The following is an 18,286-nucleotide window of genomic DNA, read 5'->3' as shown; positions in this document are numbered from 1 at the left end:
GCGGGTCGTCGTCACAGCTTCACGCACACGTTCATGGGCTCGGAGAAGAAGTCCAGGGAGTGGTCGCCGCCCTCGCGCCCGATGCCGGACGCCTTCACACCGCCGAACGGGGTGCGCAGGTCGCGCAGGTTCCAGGTGTTCACCCAGGCGATGCCGACGTCCAGGGCCGGGGCGACCCGGTGGGCGCGCCGCAGGTCGCCGGTCCACACCGTGGCGGCGAGCCCGTACGGGCCCGCGTTCGCCAGGGCGAGCGCCTCCTCCTCGGTGTCGAACGGGGCCAGGTGCACGACCGGGCCGAAGATCTCGTCCCGTACCGCCGGGTGGTCCTCCGGCAGCCCGGTGAGCACGGTCGGCTCCACCCAGAAGCCGCCGTCCCGGCCGTCCCCGAAGCGCGGCACCCCGCCACCGGCCAGGACCTCGCCGTCGGCGGCGGCCCGCGCCACATGGCCCAGGACCTTGTCGCGGTGGGCGGCCGAGATCATCGGGCCGTAGCCGGTCAGCTCCTTCGCCCCGGCCGCGAGCTTCGCCGCGAACTCCTCGAAGACCGGACGCTCCACGTACACCCGCTCGGTGCACAGACAGACCTGGCCGCTGTGGGTGAAGGACGACCGGAGCGTGCCCGCCACCGCCTCCTCCAGGTCCGCGTCCGCGAAGACCAGACCGGCGTTCTTGCCGCCCAGTTCGAAGGAGACCGGCGCCAGCCGGGCCGCCGCCGCCCGCATGATCGCCGTACCGGTGCGGGACTCGCCGGTGAAGGCGACCGCGTCCACCCCCGGGTGCTCGGTCAGCCACTGGCCGGTCGCGTCCGCGCCCCGGCCGTGCACCAGGTTGAAGACGCCCGCCGGGACCTCCGCCTCGGCCAGCACCTCCGCGAGCAGACAGGCCGTGCCGGGGGTCAGTTCGGACGGCTTGGCGACGATCGTGTTGCCCGTGGCGAGGGCGGGCGCGACCTTCCAGGTGAGGAGCAGCAGCGGCAGGTTCCACGGCGAGATCACCGCGACCACCCCGAGCGGCTTGCGCACCGTGTAGTTCAGCGCGCCCCGCCCGTCCGGGGTCGGCGTGTGCCAGGACCGCTCGCTTCGCCCCGCGAGGAGTTCCGCGTACGCGCGGAAGTTGGCGACCGCGCGCGGCACGTCCACCGTCGAGGCCAGCTCGTACGGCTTGCCGGTGTCGGCGCACTCCGCCGCCACGAACTCCCCGGAGCGCCGCTCGATCCCGTCCGCGATCCGGTGCAGGAGCCGCGACCGGTCCGCCGGGCTCCACGCGGCCCACGGCCCGCGCAGCGCCGCGCGGGCCGCGTCCACCGCCCGGCCGACCAGCTCCCGGGACGCCTCCGGCACCTCGCCGACGGCGTCCCCGGTGACCGGGTCGACGAGCGGGAACGGCACGCCGGACGTGTCGAACCCGCCTCCTACGTAATGCCGGACGGGTGAACTCACCTTGGGGACCTCCGTTGCTGGGCCGGGGACTGTCCGAAACTCGACCCCGGGGCGTGCCGGTATAGTGCGCCCACCCACCTATGCCGATCCAATGCCTTTCGACGCGGGAGGTATAGCGGTCCCGGTATGCCGTGGTGGCGCGTTCCCGGGAGGCGTACCGCCGACGGACCCGTCGCCCCGGCGCTACACCCCTCGTGAGCACCCCTCCTCCCCGGAAGGAACCCCTGGCGATGGACCTCCTGGACGGCCGGCTGAAGTTCCGGCACCTGACCCTCCTCATCGCGGTGTACGAACACGGCAGCGTCGTCCGCGCGGCCGAAACCCTCCACCTCACCCAGCCCGCCGCCACCCGGACCCTGCGCGAACTGGAGACCGTCGCCGACCTGCCGCTCTTCGTCCGCGTCCCGCGCGGGATGCGGCCCACCGTCTACGGCGAGGCGCTCGTCGGCCACGCCCGCGCGGTCGTCGCCGAGGTCCGGCGGGCCGAGGAACACCTCACCGGACTGCGCCAGGGCCAGGACGGCACGGTCACCGTCGGCACCCTGCTCGCCGGGGCCAACGTGCTGCTGCCCCGCGCGGTCGCCCGCCTCAAGAGGGAACGCCCCCGGCTCACCGTCGTCGTCCGCGAGGGCACCCCGGACGTCCTCCACCCCGCGCTGCTCGGCGGCGAACTCGACGTCATCGTCGGCCGGGTGGGCGCCGCGCCCGGCGAGGGCGAGCGGGTGCGGCACCGGATGCTCTACCGCGAACCCATCCGGCTCGCGGTCCGCGCGGGCCACCCGCTCCTGGCCGGACCCGGCACCGGACTCACCGACGCGCTCGGCTACCCGTGGATCCTGCCGGTCGAGCAGACCGCGCTCCGCCAGGAGATCGGCGCCCTCTTCGTCGACCGGGGGCTCTCGCTCCCCGCCGACCGGGTGGAGTGCACCTCCATCCTGACCATGCGGGCCCTGCTCCTCCAGACCGACATGGTGGCGCTGCTGCCCGAACTGGTCCTCCGCGACGACGAGCACCTCGCCCCGCTCCCCGTCGAACTGCCCTCCGTGGGCCGTACGGTCGGCATCACCGAGGCGGCCCACCGCACCCGCACCCCCGCCCTCGAAGCCCTCCTGCGCCACCTGGAGGAGGAGGCCTCCCTGCTCCGCGAGACCCTGGGCGGCGGGGCGCCTCCGCCGGAGGGCGGGTGAGCACCCCACCGGGAGGGAGGCCGGGCGCACCGCCCGGAGCCCGGGGAGCACCGGACGGGGAGCGCACCGGACGGGGACGGGCCGGACGGAGAGAGGCGGGCCGAGGCCCCGCGCGGCCGACGGCCGGACCCGGCCCCGCTGTCAGACCCCCGCGCCATGCTCTGCGCCATGGACGAGAACGCCTTCTGGCAGCTCATCGAAGCGTGCCGACCCGCAGGTCCCGACCCCGAGGGCGAGGGACTCGCCGCCGCCCTGACGGCCCGGCTGGCCCGGGGGCCGGTGTCCGAGGTGACCGGTTTCGCCGAAAGGCTCTCCCTGGCCCTGTACCGGCTGGACCGCAGGGAGTACGGCGACGACCTGTCGGGCGACCAGTTCCTCTACACCCGTGCGGCGGTCGTCGTGGCCGGGCGTGAGGAGTACGAGAGCGTCCTGCGGGACCCCGAGCGGTTCGTCCCGTACGCCGAGGCCCTCGTCTGGGCCGAGGCGCTGCTCTACGTGCCGGACGAGGCGTACGAGCGGCTCACCGGCCAGGAGTGGGACCGCGCCACCCGCTACAGCTACGAGTCGTACTCCAACCGGGACGGCTGGGCCGGGGCGTAGGCCACGGCCGACGACGGGGCACGGCGTCACACGGACGCCGTGCCCGGCCGCCGGGCGTCAGACCGGCTGCGGCCCCATCAGCCGGACCAGCAGGTCGTCCAGGCTGACCAGGCCCGTGAGCCCGCCGTCCACGTCCCGCACCAGGGCGAGGGAGGCACGGCGCTGCCGGAGCTGCTCGACCGCCTCCGCCACCGTCGTGTCCGAGGCGAGTTCGGGCACCGGACGGACCAGGTCACGGGCCTCGGCCCGGCGCCCCCGGGCGGCGGCCACCAGGACGTCACGGGCGTGGACCGAGCCGAGGAGGCTCTCCCCGTCCCGTACGAGCAGCCGGGAGAAGCCGGTGTCCGCCGCACACGCCAGGATCGTGTCCAGATCCGCGTCGGCGGGCACGGCGACGATCTCGGCGGCCGGGACGCGGAGCGCGGACACCGGGGTCTGGGGCTCGGTGAGGGAACGGGTGATGAGCTGGGAGTCCGTCTCGTTGATCAGCCCCAGACGCTCGGACTCCTCGACGAGATGGGTGAGCTGCTCCCGGTTGTGGACGGCGGCCAGCTCGTCGCGGGGCTGCACGCGGCAGAGCCGTACGAGCGCGTTGCTCACCGAGTTGAGCAGCCAGAGCAACGGGCGCACGGCGTTCACGACGGCCCGGAAGGCCGGGGTGAGGAGCATCGCGGAGCGCTCGGGGTGGGCGATGGCCCAGGACTTGGGGGCCATCTCGCCGACGACCATGTGCAGGAAGACCACGACGGTCATGGCGACGGCGAAGGACACCCCGTAGCTGAGGGCCGTCGGCAGGCCGAGCTTCACCAGGAGCGGGTCCAGCTCGTGGGAGATCGCGGGCTTGGACAGGGAACCGAGGCCGAGGGTGCAGATGGTGATGCCGAGCTGGGCGCCCGCGAGCATCAGGGACAGCTCGCGCATCCCGGCGAGGGCCGCCTTGGCGCCGCGCCTGCCCTCCGCCACGGCCTTCTCGACGCGGTGCCGCTTGGCGGCGACCAGCGCGAACTCGGCGGCGACGAAGAAGCCGCTGCCGATGAGCAGCAGGACGGTGACGAAGAGAGCCATGGGGAAGCTCATGCCGGGGCCTCCTCGGCGGTGGGGGCGAGGCGTTCGACGCGGACGCGCTCGGGGACGTGACGGTCGAGGCTGAGCACTTCGATGCGGACGCCGTCGACGGTCAGCCGGTCCCCGATCGTCGGGAAGCGGCCGAGGCGGTCGATGACCAGTCCGGCCACGGTGTCGTAGTCGTCCTCCTCGGGCAGGACGATGCCGGTGGCCTCCTCGACCTCGTCCAGGCGGCGCCCGGCGTCCACGCGCCAGCCGTCCCCGTCCGGCACGGCGAGGGCGACGACGGTGTCGGTCTCGTCGGCGATGTCACCGACCAGTTCCTCGGCGATGTCCTCGTAGGTGACGACCCCGGCGACGCCGCCGTGCTCGTCCAGGACGACGGCGAACTCGTCGTCGCGCTCCCGCATCTGCGCCACCGCACGGGGCAGCGGCAGCGTGTCCGGCAGCAGCAACGGCGGGCGGCAGGACGCACCGGCGGTCAGCCCGCCGAACCGGTCCACGGGCACCCGGACGAGGTCACGGACGCCGAGGACCCCCACGACGTCGTCGGGGTGGTCGCCGAGGACCGGGTAGTTCGAGTGGCCGTGCTCCGCGATCAGGCCGACGGCGTCCGTGAGGGTGGCGTCCTTGCGGACGAAGACGGCGTCGGCGCGCGGCACCATGACCTCGGCCATGGTCCGCTCCGAGAACTCCAGGGCGTGGTCGAGCAGCTCGGCGGTGTCGGGCGGCAGCTCGCCCCGCTCGTGGGACTCCCCGATCAGATGGCTGAGCTCCTCCAGGGTGGCGCCGTGGTGCAGTTCCTCGACCGGCTCGATGCCGATCCTGCGCAGCAGCCTGTTCGCGGCGCCGTCGAAGACGTGGACGACCGGCCCGACGACCTTCAGGTAGAGGAGGGTGGAGGAGGCCAGCGACTTCGCCAGCCGCTCGGGCACCGCGAGCGCCAGGTTCTTCGGCGCCAGCTCGCCGAGGACCATCTGGATGACGGTCGCGAAGACGAAGGCGAGGACGACGGAGATCGCGGAGACGGCGCCGTCCGGGAGCCCCGTCCCCTCCAGCACGGGCTTCAGGAGCGCCGAGACGGACGGCTCGGCCAGGAAGCCGACGACCAGTCCCGTGACGGTGATGCCGAGCTGGGCGCCGGAGAGCATGAACGAGAGCCGTCCGAGGACCGTGAGCGCGCGGGCGGCCCGCTTGTCGCCCGCCTCCGCCTCCCGGGCGAGCGCGAGGCGGTCGGCGGCCACGTAGGCGAATTCCTGGGCGACGAAGTAGCCGGTTCCTGCGGTCAGTACGAGAACGGCCAGGAGGCCGAGAGCGGCGTTCATCGGCTGCCGCACCTCATCACGCGGGGGCGGGTCGGACTGGCGGACAAGAAGGGGCTCCTTCGGGGGGTGGTACGGGGTACGGGGTGCCGGTGGGCGCGCGCGGGGGCGCGCCGGGAGCCGGGGTGGACACGGCCCGAGCGGGGGATGCGGGGGAGCGGACGCGGGCGGCCTCGGCCGGACCGCGCTCCTGGGGCGGATCCCGGCCTCGGGACGGATGGTGTTCCCGGGACGGATGGTGTTCCCGGGCCGGATCGTGGCCCTCGACCGGAGCTTGCCCGGCGGCCGGTACTTGGTCCCCGACGGGAACTCGGCCGGCGGCCGGTACTCGGTCCTCGACGGGAACTCGGCCCACGGCCGGAGCTCGGTCCTCGACCGGCATGCGGCCCACGGCCGGATCGTGCTTCCGGGCCGGATCGGCGTCGTCCCGGGCCGTGTCCGCCGTGCCGCTCGGCGTCCGTGCCGGGTCGTGCGGCGGCCGTCGTGCCGCGCGCGCCTCCCGGTGCAAAGGGGCCGGGGCAGGGGGCGGCACGGCTGGTACTGGGAGGCTCACCCATGTGCGGGTCGCTCACTCCTCGGTCGTCCTCGGGCGGAATCGGCGGCCGGACGGGCACGCGGATTTCTACATCACTGTAAAGGAAAGGTCATCGGACATCGAGAGGCGCCCGGTCTTCCTCCGCGCGGCCAGGTCCCGGCCGGGACCGGTCGGGACCCGGATCGTGCCCGACTGGGCCTGGTCCGTCCCGTGTCCGGTCCCTACTCGTCCGGCCCCGTCCCGTGTCCGGTCCCGACTCGTCCGGTCCCGTCCCGCGTCCGGTCCCGGTCCCGTCCCGGCGCCGGGACCACCGTCATGGAGCCGTACGGGAACGATCACCCGCCCCACGACGTTCTACACTCCTGTAGAAGAAATGGTGGTCCGATGCCGCCCCGGCACCGGACCACCCCGACGTCTGGAGTGTTCATGGCCCTGTGGGACCGCGTCAGGGAATCCGCATCGACGATGCAGACCCAGCTGACGGCGAAGAAGAACGATCTGAAGTCCGGCGCCTTCCGGGACGCCTCGATGGCCATGTGCGCGCTGGTCGCCGCCGCCGACGGCACGGTCGACCCCGCCGAGCGCCGCCGGGTCGCCCAGCTCATCGCGGCCAACGACGTCCTGCGGAACTTCGACGCGGCCGACCTCCAGCGCCGCTTCGACGCCCACCTCGACAAGCTCGCCGCCGACTTCGACTTCGGCCGCGTCGGCGTCCTCCAGGAGATCGCCAAGGCGAAGAAGAAGCCCGCCGAGGCCCGCGCCGTCATCCAGATCGGCATCGTCATCGGCGGCGCCGACGGCGACTTCGACAAGACCGAACAGGCCGCCGTCCGCGAGGCCTGCTACGCCCTCGACCTCCCCCCGCACGAATTCGACCTCTGAGGCCCACCCCGCTCACGGAAAGGGAAGCAACGGCATGGAGATCTCCGGCATCATCAGTGCGGTCGTGATCGGCGTCGTCATCGGAACCCTGGGCCGACTGGTCCTCCCGGGACGGCAGCGGATCGGCGTGCTGTGGACGATCGCGGTCGGCATCGCCGCCGCCTTCGTCGGCACCGCCGTCGCCGCTGCCCTCGGCGTGGCCGACACCAGGGGCGTCGACTGGATCGAGTGGCTGATCCAGATCGCCCTGGCCGCGGTGGGCGTCGCCGCGCTCGACCGCCTCAGGGCCCGCGCCTGACCGACGGGCGCACCACGGGACCGTACGAACGACGGGGGAGTCTTCGGTGAAGCACGGCAGGTTACGGACCCGGTTCCGGTACTGGTTCGACGGGACGATGGACCGGGGCACACCGGCCCTGATCAGCTGGCTGGCACTGGCCTCGGTGCTGCTCATCGCGGCCGCCTCCACCCTGGTCGTCGTCTTCACCGACACCGACGCCGAGGACAACGGCGGCTGGTCCGGGGTGGCCTGGATGAGCCTGCTGCGCACCCTCGACCCCGGCACCATGGGCGGGGACACCGGAGGCCCGGTGTTCCTCGGCCTGATGCTGGCGGTGACCATCGGCGGCATCTTCATCGTCAGCGCCCTCATCGGCGTCCTCACCACCGGCCTGAACCAGAAGATCCAGGAACTGCGCAAGGGCCGCTCGCAGCTGATGGAACGCGACCACACCATCGTCCTCGGCTGGTCGGACCAGGTCTTCACGGTGATCGCCGAACTCGTCGAGGCGAACCAGAGCGAGCGCCGCTCCTGCGTCGTCGTCCTCGCCGACCGCGACAAGGTCACCATGGAGGACGCGATCCGCACCCGCATCCCCGACATGGGCCGCACCCGGGTCATCTGCCGTTCCGGCAACCCCCTGATACGGGCCGACCTGGAACTGGTCAGCCCCGACACGGCCAGATCGGTCATGGTGCTGCCCCCGGTCGGCGACGACCGGGACGTGGACGTCATCAAGGTCCTGCTGCTCCTCAACAGCCGCACCTGGCAGGGCCCCCGGCCCCACGTCGTGGCCGCCGTGCACGACTCGGACAACCTCGCCGCCGCCCGCCTCGCCGCCGGGGACGGCGCCCTGGTGATCGACGCCGAGGACATCGCCGTACGCCTGATGGCACAGGCCCACCGGCAGACCGGCCTCTCCGGAGTCTTCGACGAACTGCTCAGCTTCGTCGGTAACGAGTTCTACCTGCGCGAGGAACCCGCCCTGGTGGGCACCACCTACGGGGCGGCCCTGCACGCCTTCGAGACCGGGGCACCGGCCGGGCTGCGCAGGAACGACGGCCGGGTCCTGGTCAACCCCGCCATGGACACGGTCATCGAACCCGGCGACCAGCTCCTCGTGATCGCCGAGGACGACCTGCTCATCAAGGCGGCCAGGACCCCGCCCCGGATCGTCGAAGCGGCCATCACCTCCGCGCCCGCCCGGGCGCCCCGGCTCGACCGCACCCTGCTCATCGGGGAGAACTCCCGCACCACCAAGCTCGTCACCCTGCTCGACAGCTTCGTACAGCCCGGCTCGACCCTCGACATCGCGGCGCCCCGGAGGCCGGACGCCGCCCTGGCCCAGCCCGTCGCCCACCTCACCGTCGGGTTCAAGCACTGCGAGCCGACCCGCAGGGCCTCCCTGGAAGCCCTCGACCTCGGCGGCTACCAGCACATCGTGGTCCTCTCCGACGACACCTTCGCCCCCGGGCCCGCCGACGACCGGACCCTGGTGACCCTGCTCCACCTGCGGGACATCGAGGAACGCCTCGGCGACCCCTACTCGATCGTCACCGAGATGAACGATGACGCCAACCGCGAGGTCGCCCAGGTCACCAAGGCCGACGACTTCATCGTCAGCACCAAGGTCATCAGCCTGCTGCTCACCCAGCTCACCGAGAACCGCGACCTGTACGACGTGTTCACCGACCTCTTCAACCCGGAGGGCTCCGAGATCTACCTCAAGCCCGCCGCCCACTACGTCGTCCCCGGCGCCGGGGCCACCTTCGCCACCGTCGTCGAAGCCGCCCGGCGCGTGGGCGAGACGGCGATCGGCTACCGGCTCGCCCGGCACGGCGAGAGACCGCCCGGCTACGGCGTCTTCCTCAACCCGCCGAAGGACACCCCCCTGACCCTCGGCCCCCAGGACGCGGTCGTCGTCCTCGCCGAAGGGGAGGGGCGCGGCCCACGCGGCTGACCGGCCGGACCGCGCCCACGGCCCGGCGGCACCGCGCCCACGCCCCACGGCTCCCCGGCCGTCCCACCCCGATCGGGCGCGGCCCTGACCGGGCGGGACCCCGCGGGAGACGACCTAGACTGGGAACCCTTCGGGCGTACGCGGAAAGGGAGAGCGACGGTGGCGGCAGACGCGGGCGATTTCACGGACCCTCCCGCGGAGGTCCTCGCCGAGGCCGCCGCGGCATTCGGCCTGCTCTCCTCGCCCTCCCGGCTGCACATCGTCTGGGCCCTCGCCCAGGGCGAGAGCGACGTGACCGGACTCGCCGAGCGCGTCGGCGGCGCGCTCCCCGCGGTCAGCCAGCACCTCACCAAGCTGAAACTGGCCGGTCTGGTCCGCTCGCGGCGCGAGGGACGGCGGCAGGTCTACCTGGTCGACGACCCCGAGGTGGTGACCGTGGTCCGGGTGATGGTCGGCCAGCTGACCGCCAGGAACCCGGCACCCCTCCGACGCATCGGCACCGGTGCCTGAGACGACCGCCCCGGGCCCGCGCGCCCCGGACACCGGCGACAGCCGTGCCCCGGCCGCCCCGGAGACCCCCGGCCCGCCCACCGCGCTCCAGGTCCTGCGGGCGCTCGACAGCGGACCGCGCGGCCTGACGGACACCGAGGCCGAGCGGCGACTGGCCCGGCACGGCGAGAACCTCCTGCCCGCCCGGCGGCCGGTCACCTGGTCCCGGCGCTTCCTGCGCAGCCTCCGCGACCCGTTCACCGCGGTCCTGCTCTGCCTCGGACTCGTCTCCGTGGTCGTCGCCGCCTGGGGCACCGGCGGCGTCATCCTCTTCCTCGTCGTCGTCAGCTGTCTGCTGCGCTCCTCGGGCGAGCACCGCGCCGACCGCTCCATGGCGGCGCTGCGGGAGTCCGTGGCCTCCACCGCGACCGTACTGCGCCGCCCGGCGCCCGGCGCCCCGGCGGCCCGGCCCCGGGAGATACCCGCCACCGACCTCGTCCCCGGCGACGTGGTCCGGCTGGGCCCCGGAGACCTCGTCCCCGCCGACGTACGACTGCTGCGGGCCACCGGGCTGCGCGTGCACGAGGCGGCCCTCACCGGCGAGTCCGCGCCCGTCGAGAAGCATCCCCCGGACGGCCCGGACGGCCCGGACGCTCCCGAGGGACCCGGCCCCGCCGCCGAGCCCCACCTGTGCTTCCTCGGCAGCAGCGTGGCCTACGGTAGTGCCACCGCCGTGGTCGTCGCCACCGGAGCCCGTACCCGCTTCGCCTCCGCCCACCGGCCCGCCGGACCACGCGGCGAGAGCGCCTTCGACCAGGCGGTCCACGGCATCTCCTGGACCCTGATCCGGTTCATGCTGCTGACCCCGCCGCTGGTCCTCATGGCGGGCGCCGCGCTGCACGGAAGGGGCCTGGAGACCCTTCCCTTCGCCGTCGCCGTGGCGGTCGGACTCACCCCCGAGATGCTGCCGGTCGTCGTCACCACCGTCCTCGCCCGGGGGGCCGCCCGGCTCGCCCGCGCCCACAAGGTGATCGTCACCCGGCTGCCCGCGCTCCACGACCTCGGCGCCGTCGACGTCCTCTGCCTGGACAAGACCGGCACCCTCACCCAGGACCGGCCGGTCGTCGCCCGCTCCGTGGACGCCCACGGCCGGGACGACCCCGAGGTGCTGCGCTGGGCCGCCGCCAACGCCTGGTGGACGCTCCAGCTCGCCGAACTCCCCACCCCCGACGCCCTCGACGAGGCCCTCCTCGACCGGACCGGCGAGGACGAGCTGCCCGACGGCGACGGGGTGACGGCCCTGCCCTTCGACCCCGTACGCCGGCTGTCGACCGCCGTCGTACGGCGGCCGGGCCGCCTCGGCACCCACACCCTGGTCGTCAAGGGCGCCGTCGAGAACGTCCTGGAGCGCAGCGCCCTGGACGACGCCGAGCGGCGGCGCCTCCTCGCCCTGGCCGCGCGCGAGGCGGACACCGGCGCCCGCCTCCTCGCCGTCGCCGTCGCCGAGCGCCCGGCCCGCACCCGCGCGTACACACCCGCCGACGAACGCGGACTCGACTTCCTCGGCTTCGTCGTCCTGCACGACGCCCTCACCCCCACCGCGGCGGGCGCCCTCGACAGCCTCGCCGACCGGGGCGTGAGCGTCCGCATCCTGACCGGGGACCACCCGGGCACCGCCGTCCACACCTGCCGCGAACTGGGACTCGCACCCGGCCGGGTCCTCACCGCCGAGGACGTCGACCGGCTGGACGACACCGCGCTCGCCGAGGCCGCCCGGGACACCGTCGTCTTCGCGCGCTGCGCCCCCGAGCACAAGGCCCGGATCGTCACCGCCCTGCGCACCGAAGGGCACGTCACCGGGTTCCTCGGCGACGGCGTCAACGACGTACCGGCCCTGCGCGCGGCCGACGTGGGCCTCTGCCCCAAGGGCGCGGTCGCCGTCGTCCGGGACACCGCGGACGTCGTCCTGGCGGAGAAGGACCTCACGGCGGTGAACCACGCCATCGCCGTCGGACGGCACAGCGGCGGGAACATCGCCACCTATCTGCACATCACGCTGTCCTCGAACCTCGGCAACGTCATCGCCATGCTCGCCGCCGCGCTGCTGCTGCCGTTCCTGCCGATGCTCCCCGCCCAGGTCCTGGCGCAGAACCTGTGCTTCGACGCCGCCCAGCTCGCCTTCGCCCACGACCGGCCCGCCCCGGCTGCCCTCAAGGCCCCGACCCGGCTCAGGCCGCGCGGCTTCCTGCGGTTCATCAGCGGTTTCGGGCTGCTCAACGCGGTCGCCGACCTGGCCACCTTCGGGGTGCTCCTCGCCACCACCCGGGCCTCCGCCGACGTGGAGGGCTCCTTCCACGCGGGCTGGTTCACCGAGAACCTGCTCACCCAGGCACTGGTCATGGTCCTGCTGCGCAGCACCCGGGGCGGCGGCACACCGGGCCCGATCCGGTACGCGGCCGGGGCCCTCGCGGCGATCGGCGTCCTGCTGCCGCTGTCACCGCTCGGACCGACGCTCGACATGGCGCCGCTGCCCCCGCTGTACTACGGGCTCCTCGCCGCCGTCCTCGCGCTGTACGCGGTGGCGCTGCGGGTGGCGAGGGCCCGCTACGACCGGCGGCTCGAACCGCCCGGGGACCCGCGGGCGCCGTAGCCGCCCGGGGTGCCGGACCGCCGCTGGACCCGCCCGGGACGGGCGCGGCCGTCTCCTGGACGCCGGGTTCAGCCGTACGAGAGGTTCGAGCAGGGGTCGTCGTCGGCGGAGCGGGTGTCCCGGGTGGGCACGGCCGTGGGGGTCCCGGTGGGGGAGGCCGAGGGGTTGTCCGCGTAGGACTGTCCGAGGACGACGTCGATGCCCGCCGCGGCGACCGGGCGCAGTTCGGCGGCGGCGAAGAGCCGGGCGACCGTCGCGGCCTTCTCCTTCTGGCCGGGGCCGTACTCGATGACGGTGCCGAGGTGGTCCTGGGCGGCGGCGGTGGCCGTCCCGGTCACGGTGAACCCCTTGGACCTCAGGGTCTCGGCCGCCCGCGCGGCCAGGCCCCGGGTCCGGGTGCCGTTGTGGACGGCGACGGCGATGCCCTCCCCGGAGACGGGCGAGGGGGGCGCGGCGGCGGTGGGCGCCGACGCGCTCGCACCGCTCCCGCCGTCGGTCCGCTCCCCTCCCAGGGTGCGGTCCGCCTTCAGGGCGGCCCACAGCGCGTCCGCCTCGGGCTCCACGATCGCCACGCGCGCCCCCTGGTAGCGCCAGGGGATCGTGACGAACTTGGTGTTGTGCAGGTCGACGTCCTTCAGGGACATCGCGAACGAGATGAGCTTGTCGGCCGACCCGAGGCCGGGGTCCACGGTCAGGGACCTGGTCGCCGCGTCCGCGAGCGGCAGCAGCCGGGTCGGGGTGAGCCCCTCGCTCTTCACCTTCTTGAGGAGGCTGGCCACGAACGCCTGCTGGCGCTTGATGCGCCCGATGTCGGAGCCGTCGCCGATGCCGTGGCGCAGCCGTACGTAGTCCAGGGCCCGCTCACCGGCCACGGTCTGCTCGCCCTTGGGGAAGAGGAGCTCGCCCCGGGTCGCGCGCTTGGGGTCGAGGTCCTTCTGGTACACGTCGTTGGGCAGGCACACCCGTACGCCGTCGACGACGTCCGTCAGCGCGGCGAAGCCCTTGAAGTCCACCACGACGGTGTGGTCCACGCGGAGCCCCGTCAGCTTCTCCACGGTGTTCTGGGTGCACGCCGGGTTGCCCTCGGCGGTCTGGCCCACGCTGAACGCCGAGTTGAACATGGCGCCGCCGACCGGCCGGGTCCACCGGCCGTCGGGCAGCCGGCAGGGCGGGATGTCCACCAGGGTGTCGCGGGGGAAGGAGACGGCGACGGCGTGCCTGCGGTCCGCGTACACGTGCAGGAGGAAGGCGGTGTCGGAGCGGCCGATGTCGTTGCGGTCACCGCCGCCGAGGTCGCTGTTCCCGTCGGTGCGCGCGTCCGAGCCGATGACCAGGACGTTCTGCCCCGTGCTCGAAGCGGCGGGTCGGTTGTCGGAGAGACCGTCCGCGCCGAAGGTGTCGATGTCGCCGTTGAGTCTGAGATAGGCCCAGCCCATGCCCGCCGTCGCCAGGACGAGCACGGCCAGCGCGGCCATGAGGAGGCGTCCGCCCCGTCCGCGCCCCCGGCGCCCCTGCGGCGCCGTGGACCGGCGCCCGTGCGTGCTGCGGTTTCCGCCTGTCATCCTGTGCCCTCATTCGTCGCGGCCCGTATGAGGGGACGGCGGACGCGTCCCCGGGGTTGCGCGGATGCGCAAGCACGCAAGACGCAGTGCCCGGCCGGGCGCCCCCTCCACCGCCCCGGCCGGGCGCCGTGAGGACCGTCCGGGGCGCGGGCACCGCCGGACGGTCACGCGCTCACGCGCTCACGGGCTCGCCGGGTCGTACCCGTACCGCAGCCGTCCGTCGTCGGTGTCCCCGTCCAGCCGGTAGACGTGGAGCGCCTCGATCCGGACCCCGGCTCCCGCTCCCTCGGCCGCGCACGGATAGGTCACCTGCAGCACCGGAGGGCGGCCGGTCACCGTCACTCCCACCCCGTCCGCGGGACCGCCGAGGAGTACCGCGTTCCGACGGTCCTTCATGTCACTCGTCCCCATGAGGAGACTTTAAAGCTTGCGCAACTCCAGAAGTGTCGTGAGGTCCGTCACGCGAGGGTCCGCCGGGCGAACAGTGCACCCCACTCATTCCGGTTGTACAGTTGCGCAATGTGGCAAGCGTTCCGCTCGGGTCGAACCGGCGGCACGCACCTGGAGCCGACAAGAGGGAGTGTGGCCGAGTGCTCCGCAACGCACTGGAACCGTGGCACCTGCTGCTCGTGGCGATCGTGTTCATCGTGCTCTTCGGGTCGAAGCGGCTGCCGGACGCGGCGAGGTCCCTGGGCAGGTCGCTGCGCATTCTCAAGAGCGAGACGCGCGCCCTGCGCGAGGATGGCACGGAGCCCGCCGCCGCGCCGGTGCCTGCTCCAGGGTTCGGCGAGGACGGCCGAGCCGCCGCGCGGTAGCGCCCGGCCGGGCATCCGTCCGACGTTTCAGGTATTGCGCAAATGAGGGAACCGGGGCGATGGTCCCGGCGTTCCTCAAGGTGAGAGGCCGGATGTACGGCACCGACGCGACAGTGAGGAAGAAAAGTGGGAGTTTCCCTGGCCAAGGGCGGCAACGTGTCCCTCAGCAAGGAGGCCCCCGGACTGACCGCCGTTCTGGTGGGACTGGGCTGGGACGTACGCACCACCACCGGCGCCTCCTATGACCTGGACGCGTCCGCCCTGCTGTGCGACGCCTCGGGCAAGGTCGTCTCCGACGGCCACTTCGTCTTCTACAACAACCTCACCAGCCCGGACGGTTCGGTCGAGCACACCGGGGACAACCTCACCGGCGAGGGGGACGGCGACGACGAGTCGATCAAGGTGAACCTCGCGGGCGTGCCCGCCGACATCGCCAAGGTGGTCTTCCCGGTCTCCATCCATGACGCCGAGAACCGGGGTCAGAGTTTCGGTCAGGTCCGCAACGCGTTCATCCGCGTCGTCAACCAGGCGAACGGCCAGGAGATCGCCCGCTACGACCTGTCCGAGGACGCCTCCACCGAGACCGCGATGGTCTTCGGCGAGCTCTACCGTCACGGGGTGGAGTGGAAGTTCCGGGCCGTGGGCCAGGGTTACGCCTCCGGACTGCGCGGCATCGCCATGGACTTCGGCGTCAACGTCTGACACCCCTCCGCGCCGCCCTCGCCGCCCCTCGGGCGCGGCGAGGGCGGCGCGGTGTGTGGGGACCGAGGCACGGAGACCCCTGTCCCGCACTTCTACAGTGCTGTAGATTTTGGATGGCCGCCCGGCGGGTGCGGCACGCCCGGTCTTCGCGCGGCGACCCCGGAAGGAAGCCGGTGGCAGTCGGCCGAGGTCCCCCGCTCGGGCCCGGCCGACGCGCGTCCGCCTTCGGCAATCGGCCGACGGCCGTACCTCCGGGAACTCCTGGCGGCCGCGCCCGCCACCTCCGACCCACCCGCCACCGCTACCGGGGAGAAGACGTCCACGCATGTTCGGCATCAGCGAACTCGCCATCCTGCTCATCGTCGTCGTACTGATATTCGGCGCCAAGAAACTCCCCGAACTCGCCCGCTCCATGGGCAAGTCGGCCCGCATCCTGAAGAGCGAGGCCAAGGCCATGAAGTCCGAGGAGCAGGCGCCCCCGCGCGTCGTACGGGCCGCCCCCGGCGACGCCACCTGGAGCCCGGCCCCGCCCCGGGACGGCGAGACCCCCCGCGCCTGAGCACTGCCACGAGGCCGTCCACCGTCTTCCGGTCGCCCGGTCTCGACGCCGGTCCGTCTTCCGGCCGCCCGGTCTCGACGCCCGGTCCGCCTCCCGGCCGACCGGCTTCGACGCCCGGTCCGCCTCCCGGCCGACCGGCTTCGACGCCCGGCGGCCCGGCCTGACCGCCGGGGAAAGACCCCCGGGCGGTGTCGTACCGGGAGCCTCCCGGAGCCGCCGTCACCAGTGGTTTCCCTGGTGCTCCCGCAGGTCATGGGTCTCCTCCGGCTCCCGCCCGTCGTGGGCGCCGTGAGAGGACGGCGGCGGACCGGGGCCCAGCGGTCCCACGACGGGTCCGAGCGGCCCCACCGCGGAGCCGAGCGCGTACGAGCCCCCGAAGACCAGGGCCAGCAGCAGGAGGAATCCCCACACGGCACACCGGGGCGTGGGACCCCGCGATGGTTCTCGTGGTGCGTCCATCGGTCGTCCCTTCGGGTGCGACGACGATCCGCGCCGGCTGATCGGGCGCGCTCCCGAGGTAGTCGGACGGCGGGCCCGTCCGGTTCCCGCGAAAGGGAGGCGGGCCCCGGGAGGCGGGGCCCGCCTCCCGGATCAGGCGAGGGCGGGGGCTCTCGTGGACCTTCCGCGCGCCGGTGCTCCGCCGCCCGGGGCGGACGGGAGGCCGGGCTCCTCCTCCCCGTTCAGCAGGGCGATCAGCGAGGCGCGGGCCCGCGCGACGCGCGAGCGGACCGTGCCGACGGGACACCCGATGGTCTCGGCCGCCTCGGCATAGGGCAGGCCCAGCAGCTGGGTCAGGACGAAGGCGTCCTTGCGCTCCGGCGCGAGAGCGGCGAGCAGTTCGGCGAGGGCGACACCGTCCTCGAAGCCGGGAAGCCCCCGGGGCTGGGTCTGTTCGATCTCCTTCTGCCAGTCCTCGCGGTCGCAGAGCCGGGGCCGGGCGGCCGCGTGCCGCAGGCTGTCCACCACCGTCCTGCGGGCTATCGACAGCAGCCAGGTGCGCGCGGACGAGCGCCCCTGGAAGCGGGGGAGCGCGGCGAGGGCGCGCAGGAAGACCTCCTGGGTGAGGTCGTCGGCGGCCTGCCGGTCGGCGCTGAGATGGGCCACGTACCGCCAGACGTCACGGTGCAGGGCCCGTACGAAGAGATCGGTCTTGGCCGGGTCGCCGTCCCGGGCGGCGAGCGCGAGCCGGGTCGTCGCCGCGTCGGCGTCGGCGGTGTGCGGGAGCCGGGCCGGTCGCGCCGGTTCCGGGCGGGAGGTGTCGTGGACAGGAGTCATCGCCACACGTCCTAACGGGGCAAGGGGAATCCGGTGGCGCGCGAAGGGCGGCACCGGCGACGGGTACGGCCTGCCGGGACGGCAGGACCGATGCCCGAGCGACGGCTCGGGAGGCCGTCGGACTCGGGAATCCGGCTGTCAGACGACAGCGGGTACCCGTGGAGGCCCTCGGGAGACGACGCAGTGGGCGAGGAGGAGCCGCCGGGGCGCGCGTGCGTCACCGGCCCGCGCGGTGCGGGGCCGGGGCCGGTCCGGCGTCACGGGGGCGAAGGCCGTGACCAGCAGCCGCAGGGGCCGGAACAGGCCCAGCGGCACGGCCCGCAGCAGACGGAACACGGCCCGCTCGCCGTACGCCATCCACACCCCGCTCAGGAACGCGGCGAGGAGGTGCGCCGAGAACATCCCGTAGGACGTGCCTATCTCTGTCATGTCGTGCGCGGCGGGCATCCCGTCGAGCGCCGCGCCGACCCGGGAGACGGCTCCGTGGTCCATGGCCGCGTGCGCGGCGCCGACGGGTTCCGGCATCCCGTGGGAGACGGCCCCGCGCACCAGCGAGGTCATCGCCGTGGCGGGGGTGCCGGTGGGCGCCGACCCGGCCGACTGGGACCAGCCGAACACCGTGTGCAGCGCGCTCTGGACGGCCATGCTCGTCGCCGTGACGGCCACGAGGCCGCGCTCACGGCCCGAGAACGCCCAGGCCACGACCCAGGTGCCCGCGAAGGCGAGGGCCAGGACCGGACCGGACAGGGGCCGCGCCGACATCAGGACGTGGCCGGTGGCAGCGAGCAGCACACAGACGGCCGCGAAGGCCGCGGCCCGCACCCCTCGCGCACATCGGCCTGGTGTCATGGCGCGCCCATCCTTGCACCCCTTCCCCGGAGGCATGAGGACGGTGACGATCGTGCCGGGGGCGCCCCCGGGACCCGTCGACACATGAGTACGCGACTGTGGCGCACCCCACAAG

At 73.7% G+C, this 18,286-nt stretch carries 18 protein-coding genes; 10 read left to right on the top strand and 8 right to left on the bottom strand.

What is annotated here, in order from left to right; genetic code table 11:
- Positions 1-11: 11 nt before the first annotated feature.
- Positions 12-1,439 carry a 2-hydroxymuconic semialdehyde dehydrogenase gene (locus ACIRQY_RS32950; RefSeq protein WP_403931815.1) on the bottom strand — a complete coding sequence of 476 codons (1,428 nt, stop codon included), beginning with the start codon at positions 1,437-1,439 and terminating at the stop codon, positions 12-14.
- A gap of 230 nt (positions 1,440-1,669) precedes the next feature.
- Here ACIRQY_RS32950 and ACIRQY_RS32945 point away from each other — a divergent pair, with 230 nt between their 5' ends.
- Positions 1,670-2,626, top strand: a complete 957-nt coding sequence (locus ACIRQY_RS32945; RefSeq protein WP_351780568.1) for a LysR substrate-binding domain-containing protein — start codon at positions 1,670-1,672, stop codon at positions 2,624-2,626.
- A gap of 168 nt (positions 2,627-2,794) precedes the next feature.
- On the top strand, positions 2,795-3,226 hold the full coding sequence (locus ACIRQY_RS32940; RefSeq protein ID WP_403931812.1) for a DUF4240 domain-containing protein: 432 nt from the start codon (positions 2,795-2,797) through the stop codon (positions 3,224-3,226).
- Between the two features lie 57 nt (positions 3,227-3,283).
- On the opposite strand, the gene ACIRQY_RS32935 is transcribed toward ACIRQY_RS32940, so the two are convergent.
- Both ACIRQY_RS32935 and ACIRQY_RS32930 read right to left on the bottom strand, forming a co-directional pair.
- Positions 3,284-4,303, bottom strand: coding sequence for a hemolysin family protein (locus ACIRQY_RS32935; RefSeq protein WP_403931810.1), 1,020 nt, complete (start codon positions 4,301-4,303; stop codon positions 3,284-3,286).
- Positions 4,300-5,616 (bottom strand): hemolysin family protein, encoded by a 1,317-nt coding sequence (locus ACIRQY_RS32930; RefSeq protein WP_403931807.1) that lies wholly within the window; start codon positions 5,614-5,616, stop codon positions 4,300-4,302. The genes ACIRQY_RS32935 and ACIRQY_RS32930 overlap by 4 nt, the downstream gene beginning before the upstream one ends.
- Positions 5,617-6,574: 958 nt before the next feature.
- Between ACIRQY_RS32930 and ACIRQY_RS32925 the strand changes: the two genes are divergently transcribed.
- From ACIRQY_RS32925 to mgtA, 5 genes are all read left to right on the top strand, one after another.
- Complete coding sequence (locus ACIRQY_RS32925; protein WP_403931805.1) at positions 6,575-7,030, top strand: tellurite resistance TerB family protein; 456 nt, start codon at positions 6,575-6,577, stop codon at positions 7,028-7,030.
- 34 nt (positions 7,031-7,064) lie between these two features.
- Positions 7,065-7,328 (top strand): GlsB/YeaQ/YmgE family stress response membrane protein, encoded by a 264-nt coding sequence (locus ACIRQY_RS32920; RefSeq protein ID WP_351780557.1) that lies wholly within the window; start codon positions 7,065-7,067, stop codon positions 7,326-7,328.
- Between the two features lie 46 nt (positions 7,329-7,374).
- Positions 7,375-9,270 (top strand): potassium transporter TrkA, encoded by a 1,896-nt coding sequence (locus ACIRQY_RS32915; protein ID WP_403931802.1) that lies wholly within the window; start codon positions 7,375-7,377, stop codon positions 9,268-9,270.
- A gap of 159 nt (positions 9,271-9,429) precedes the next feature.
- The gene (locus ACIRQY_RS32910; protein WP_366445005.1) at positions 9,430-9,780 is read left to right on the top strand and encodes a metalloregulator ArsR/SmtB family transcription factor; all 351 of its coding nucleotides are present in this window, start codon (positions 9,430-9,432) and stop codon (positions 9,778-9,780) included.
- Positions 9,773-12,409, top strand: a complete 2,637-nt coding sequence (gene mgtA / locus ACIRQY_RS32905; RefSeq protein WP_403931799.1) for a magnesium-translocating P-type ATPase — start codon at positions 9,773-9,775, stop codon at positions 12,407-12,409. Before ACIRQY_RS32910 ends, mgtA begins: the two co-directional genes overlap by 8 nt.
- Positions 12,410-12,477: 68 nt before the next feature.
- Here mgtA and ACIRQY_RS32900 read toward each other — a convergent pair whose 3' ends face one another.
- Together ACIRQY_RS32900 and ACIRQY_RS32895 are read right to left on the bottom strand one after the other, a co-directional pair.
- Complete coding sequence (locus ACIRQY_RS32900; RefSeq protein ID WP_403931796.1) at positions 12,478-13,971, bottom strand: LCP family protein; 1,494 nt, start codon at positions 13,969-13,971, stop codon at positions 12,478-12,480.
- A gap of 180 nt (positions 13,972-14,151) precedes the next feature.
- A complete protein-coding gene (locus ACIRQY_RS32895; protein WP_351780549.1) occupies positions 14,152-14,382 on the bottom strand; it encodes a hypothetical protein in 231 nt (76 codons plus the stop codon).
- A 179-nt stretch (positions 14,383-14,561) separates the two neighbouring features.
- On the opposite strand from ACIRQY_RS32895, the gene tatA (ACIRQY_RS32890) reads away from it, so the two are divergent.
- The 3 genes from tatA (ACIRQY_RS32890) (at position 14,562) to tatA (ACIRQY_RS32880) (ending at position 16,047) form a co-directional block, all read left to right on the top strand.
- Entirely contained in the window at positions 14,562-14,786 is a 225-nt protein-coding gene (gene tatA, locus ACIRQY_RS32890) for a Sec-independent protein translocase subunit TatA (RefSeq protein ID WP_403931793.1), read from the top strand.
- 126 nt (positions 14,787-14,912) lie between these two features.
- Complete coding sequence (locus ACIRQY_RS32885) at positions 14,913-15,488, top strand: TerD family protein (protein ID WP_351780545.1); 576 nt, start codon at positions 14,913-14,915, stop codon at positions 15,486-15,488.
- Between the two features lie 325 nt (positions 15,489-15,813).
- Positions 15,814-16,047, top strand: coding sequence for a Sec-independent protein translocase subunit TatA (gene tatA / locus ACIRQY_RS32880; RefSeq protein ID WP_403931790.1), 234 nt, complete (start codon positions 15,814-15,816; stop codon positions 16,045-16,047).
- Positions 16,048-16,266: 219 nt separating this feature from the next.
- On the opposite strand, the gene ACIRQY_RS32875 is transcribed toward tatA (ACIRQY_RS32880), so the two are convergent.
- The 3 genes from ACIRQY_RS32875 to ACIRQY_RS32865 form a co-directional block, all read right to left on the bottom strand.
- The gene (locus ACIRQY_RS32875; protein ID WP_403931788.1) at positions 16,267-16,458 is read right to left on the bottom strand and encodes a hypothetical protein; all 192 of its coding nucleotides are present in this window, start codon (positions 16,456-16,458) and stop codon (positions 16,267-16,269) included.
- A gap of 180 nt (positions 16,459-16,638) precedes the next feature.
- The gene (locus tag ACIRQY_RS32870) at positions 16,639-17,322 is read right to left on the bottom strand and encodes a sigma-70 family RNA polymerase sigma factor (RefSeq protein WP_403931786.1); all 684 of its coding nucleotides are present in this window, start codon (positions 17,320-17,322) and stop codon (positions 16,639-16,641) included.
- A gap of 138 nt (positions 17,323-17,460) precedes the next feature.
- Positions 17,461-18,171, bottom strand: coding sequence for a hypothetical protein (locus ACIRQY_RS32865; RefSeq protein WP_403931784.1), 711 nt, complete (start codon positions 18,169-18,171; stop codon positions 17,461-17,463).
- Between the last annotated feature and the right edge of the window lie 115 nt (positions 18,172-18,286).

It is taken from the genome of Streptomyces sp. NPDC101490 (assembly GCF_044767145.1).
Taxonomy (GTDB): Bacteria; Actinomycetota; Actinomycetes; order Streptomycetales; family Streptomycetaceae; genus Streptomyces.
The sequence above is the reverse complement of the archived record's forward strand: the minus strand, read 5'-3'. Positions and strand labels throughout refer to the sequence as shown.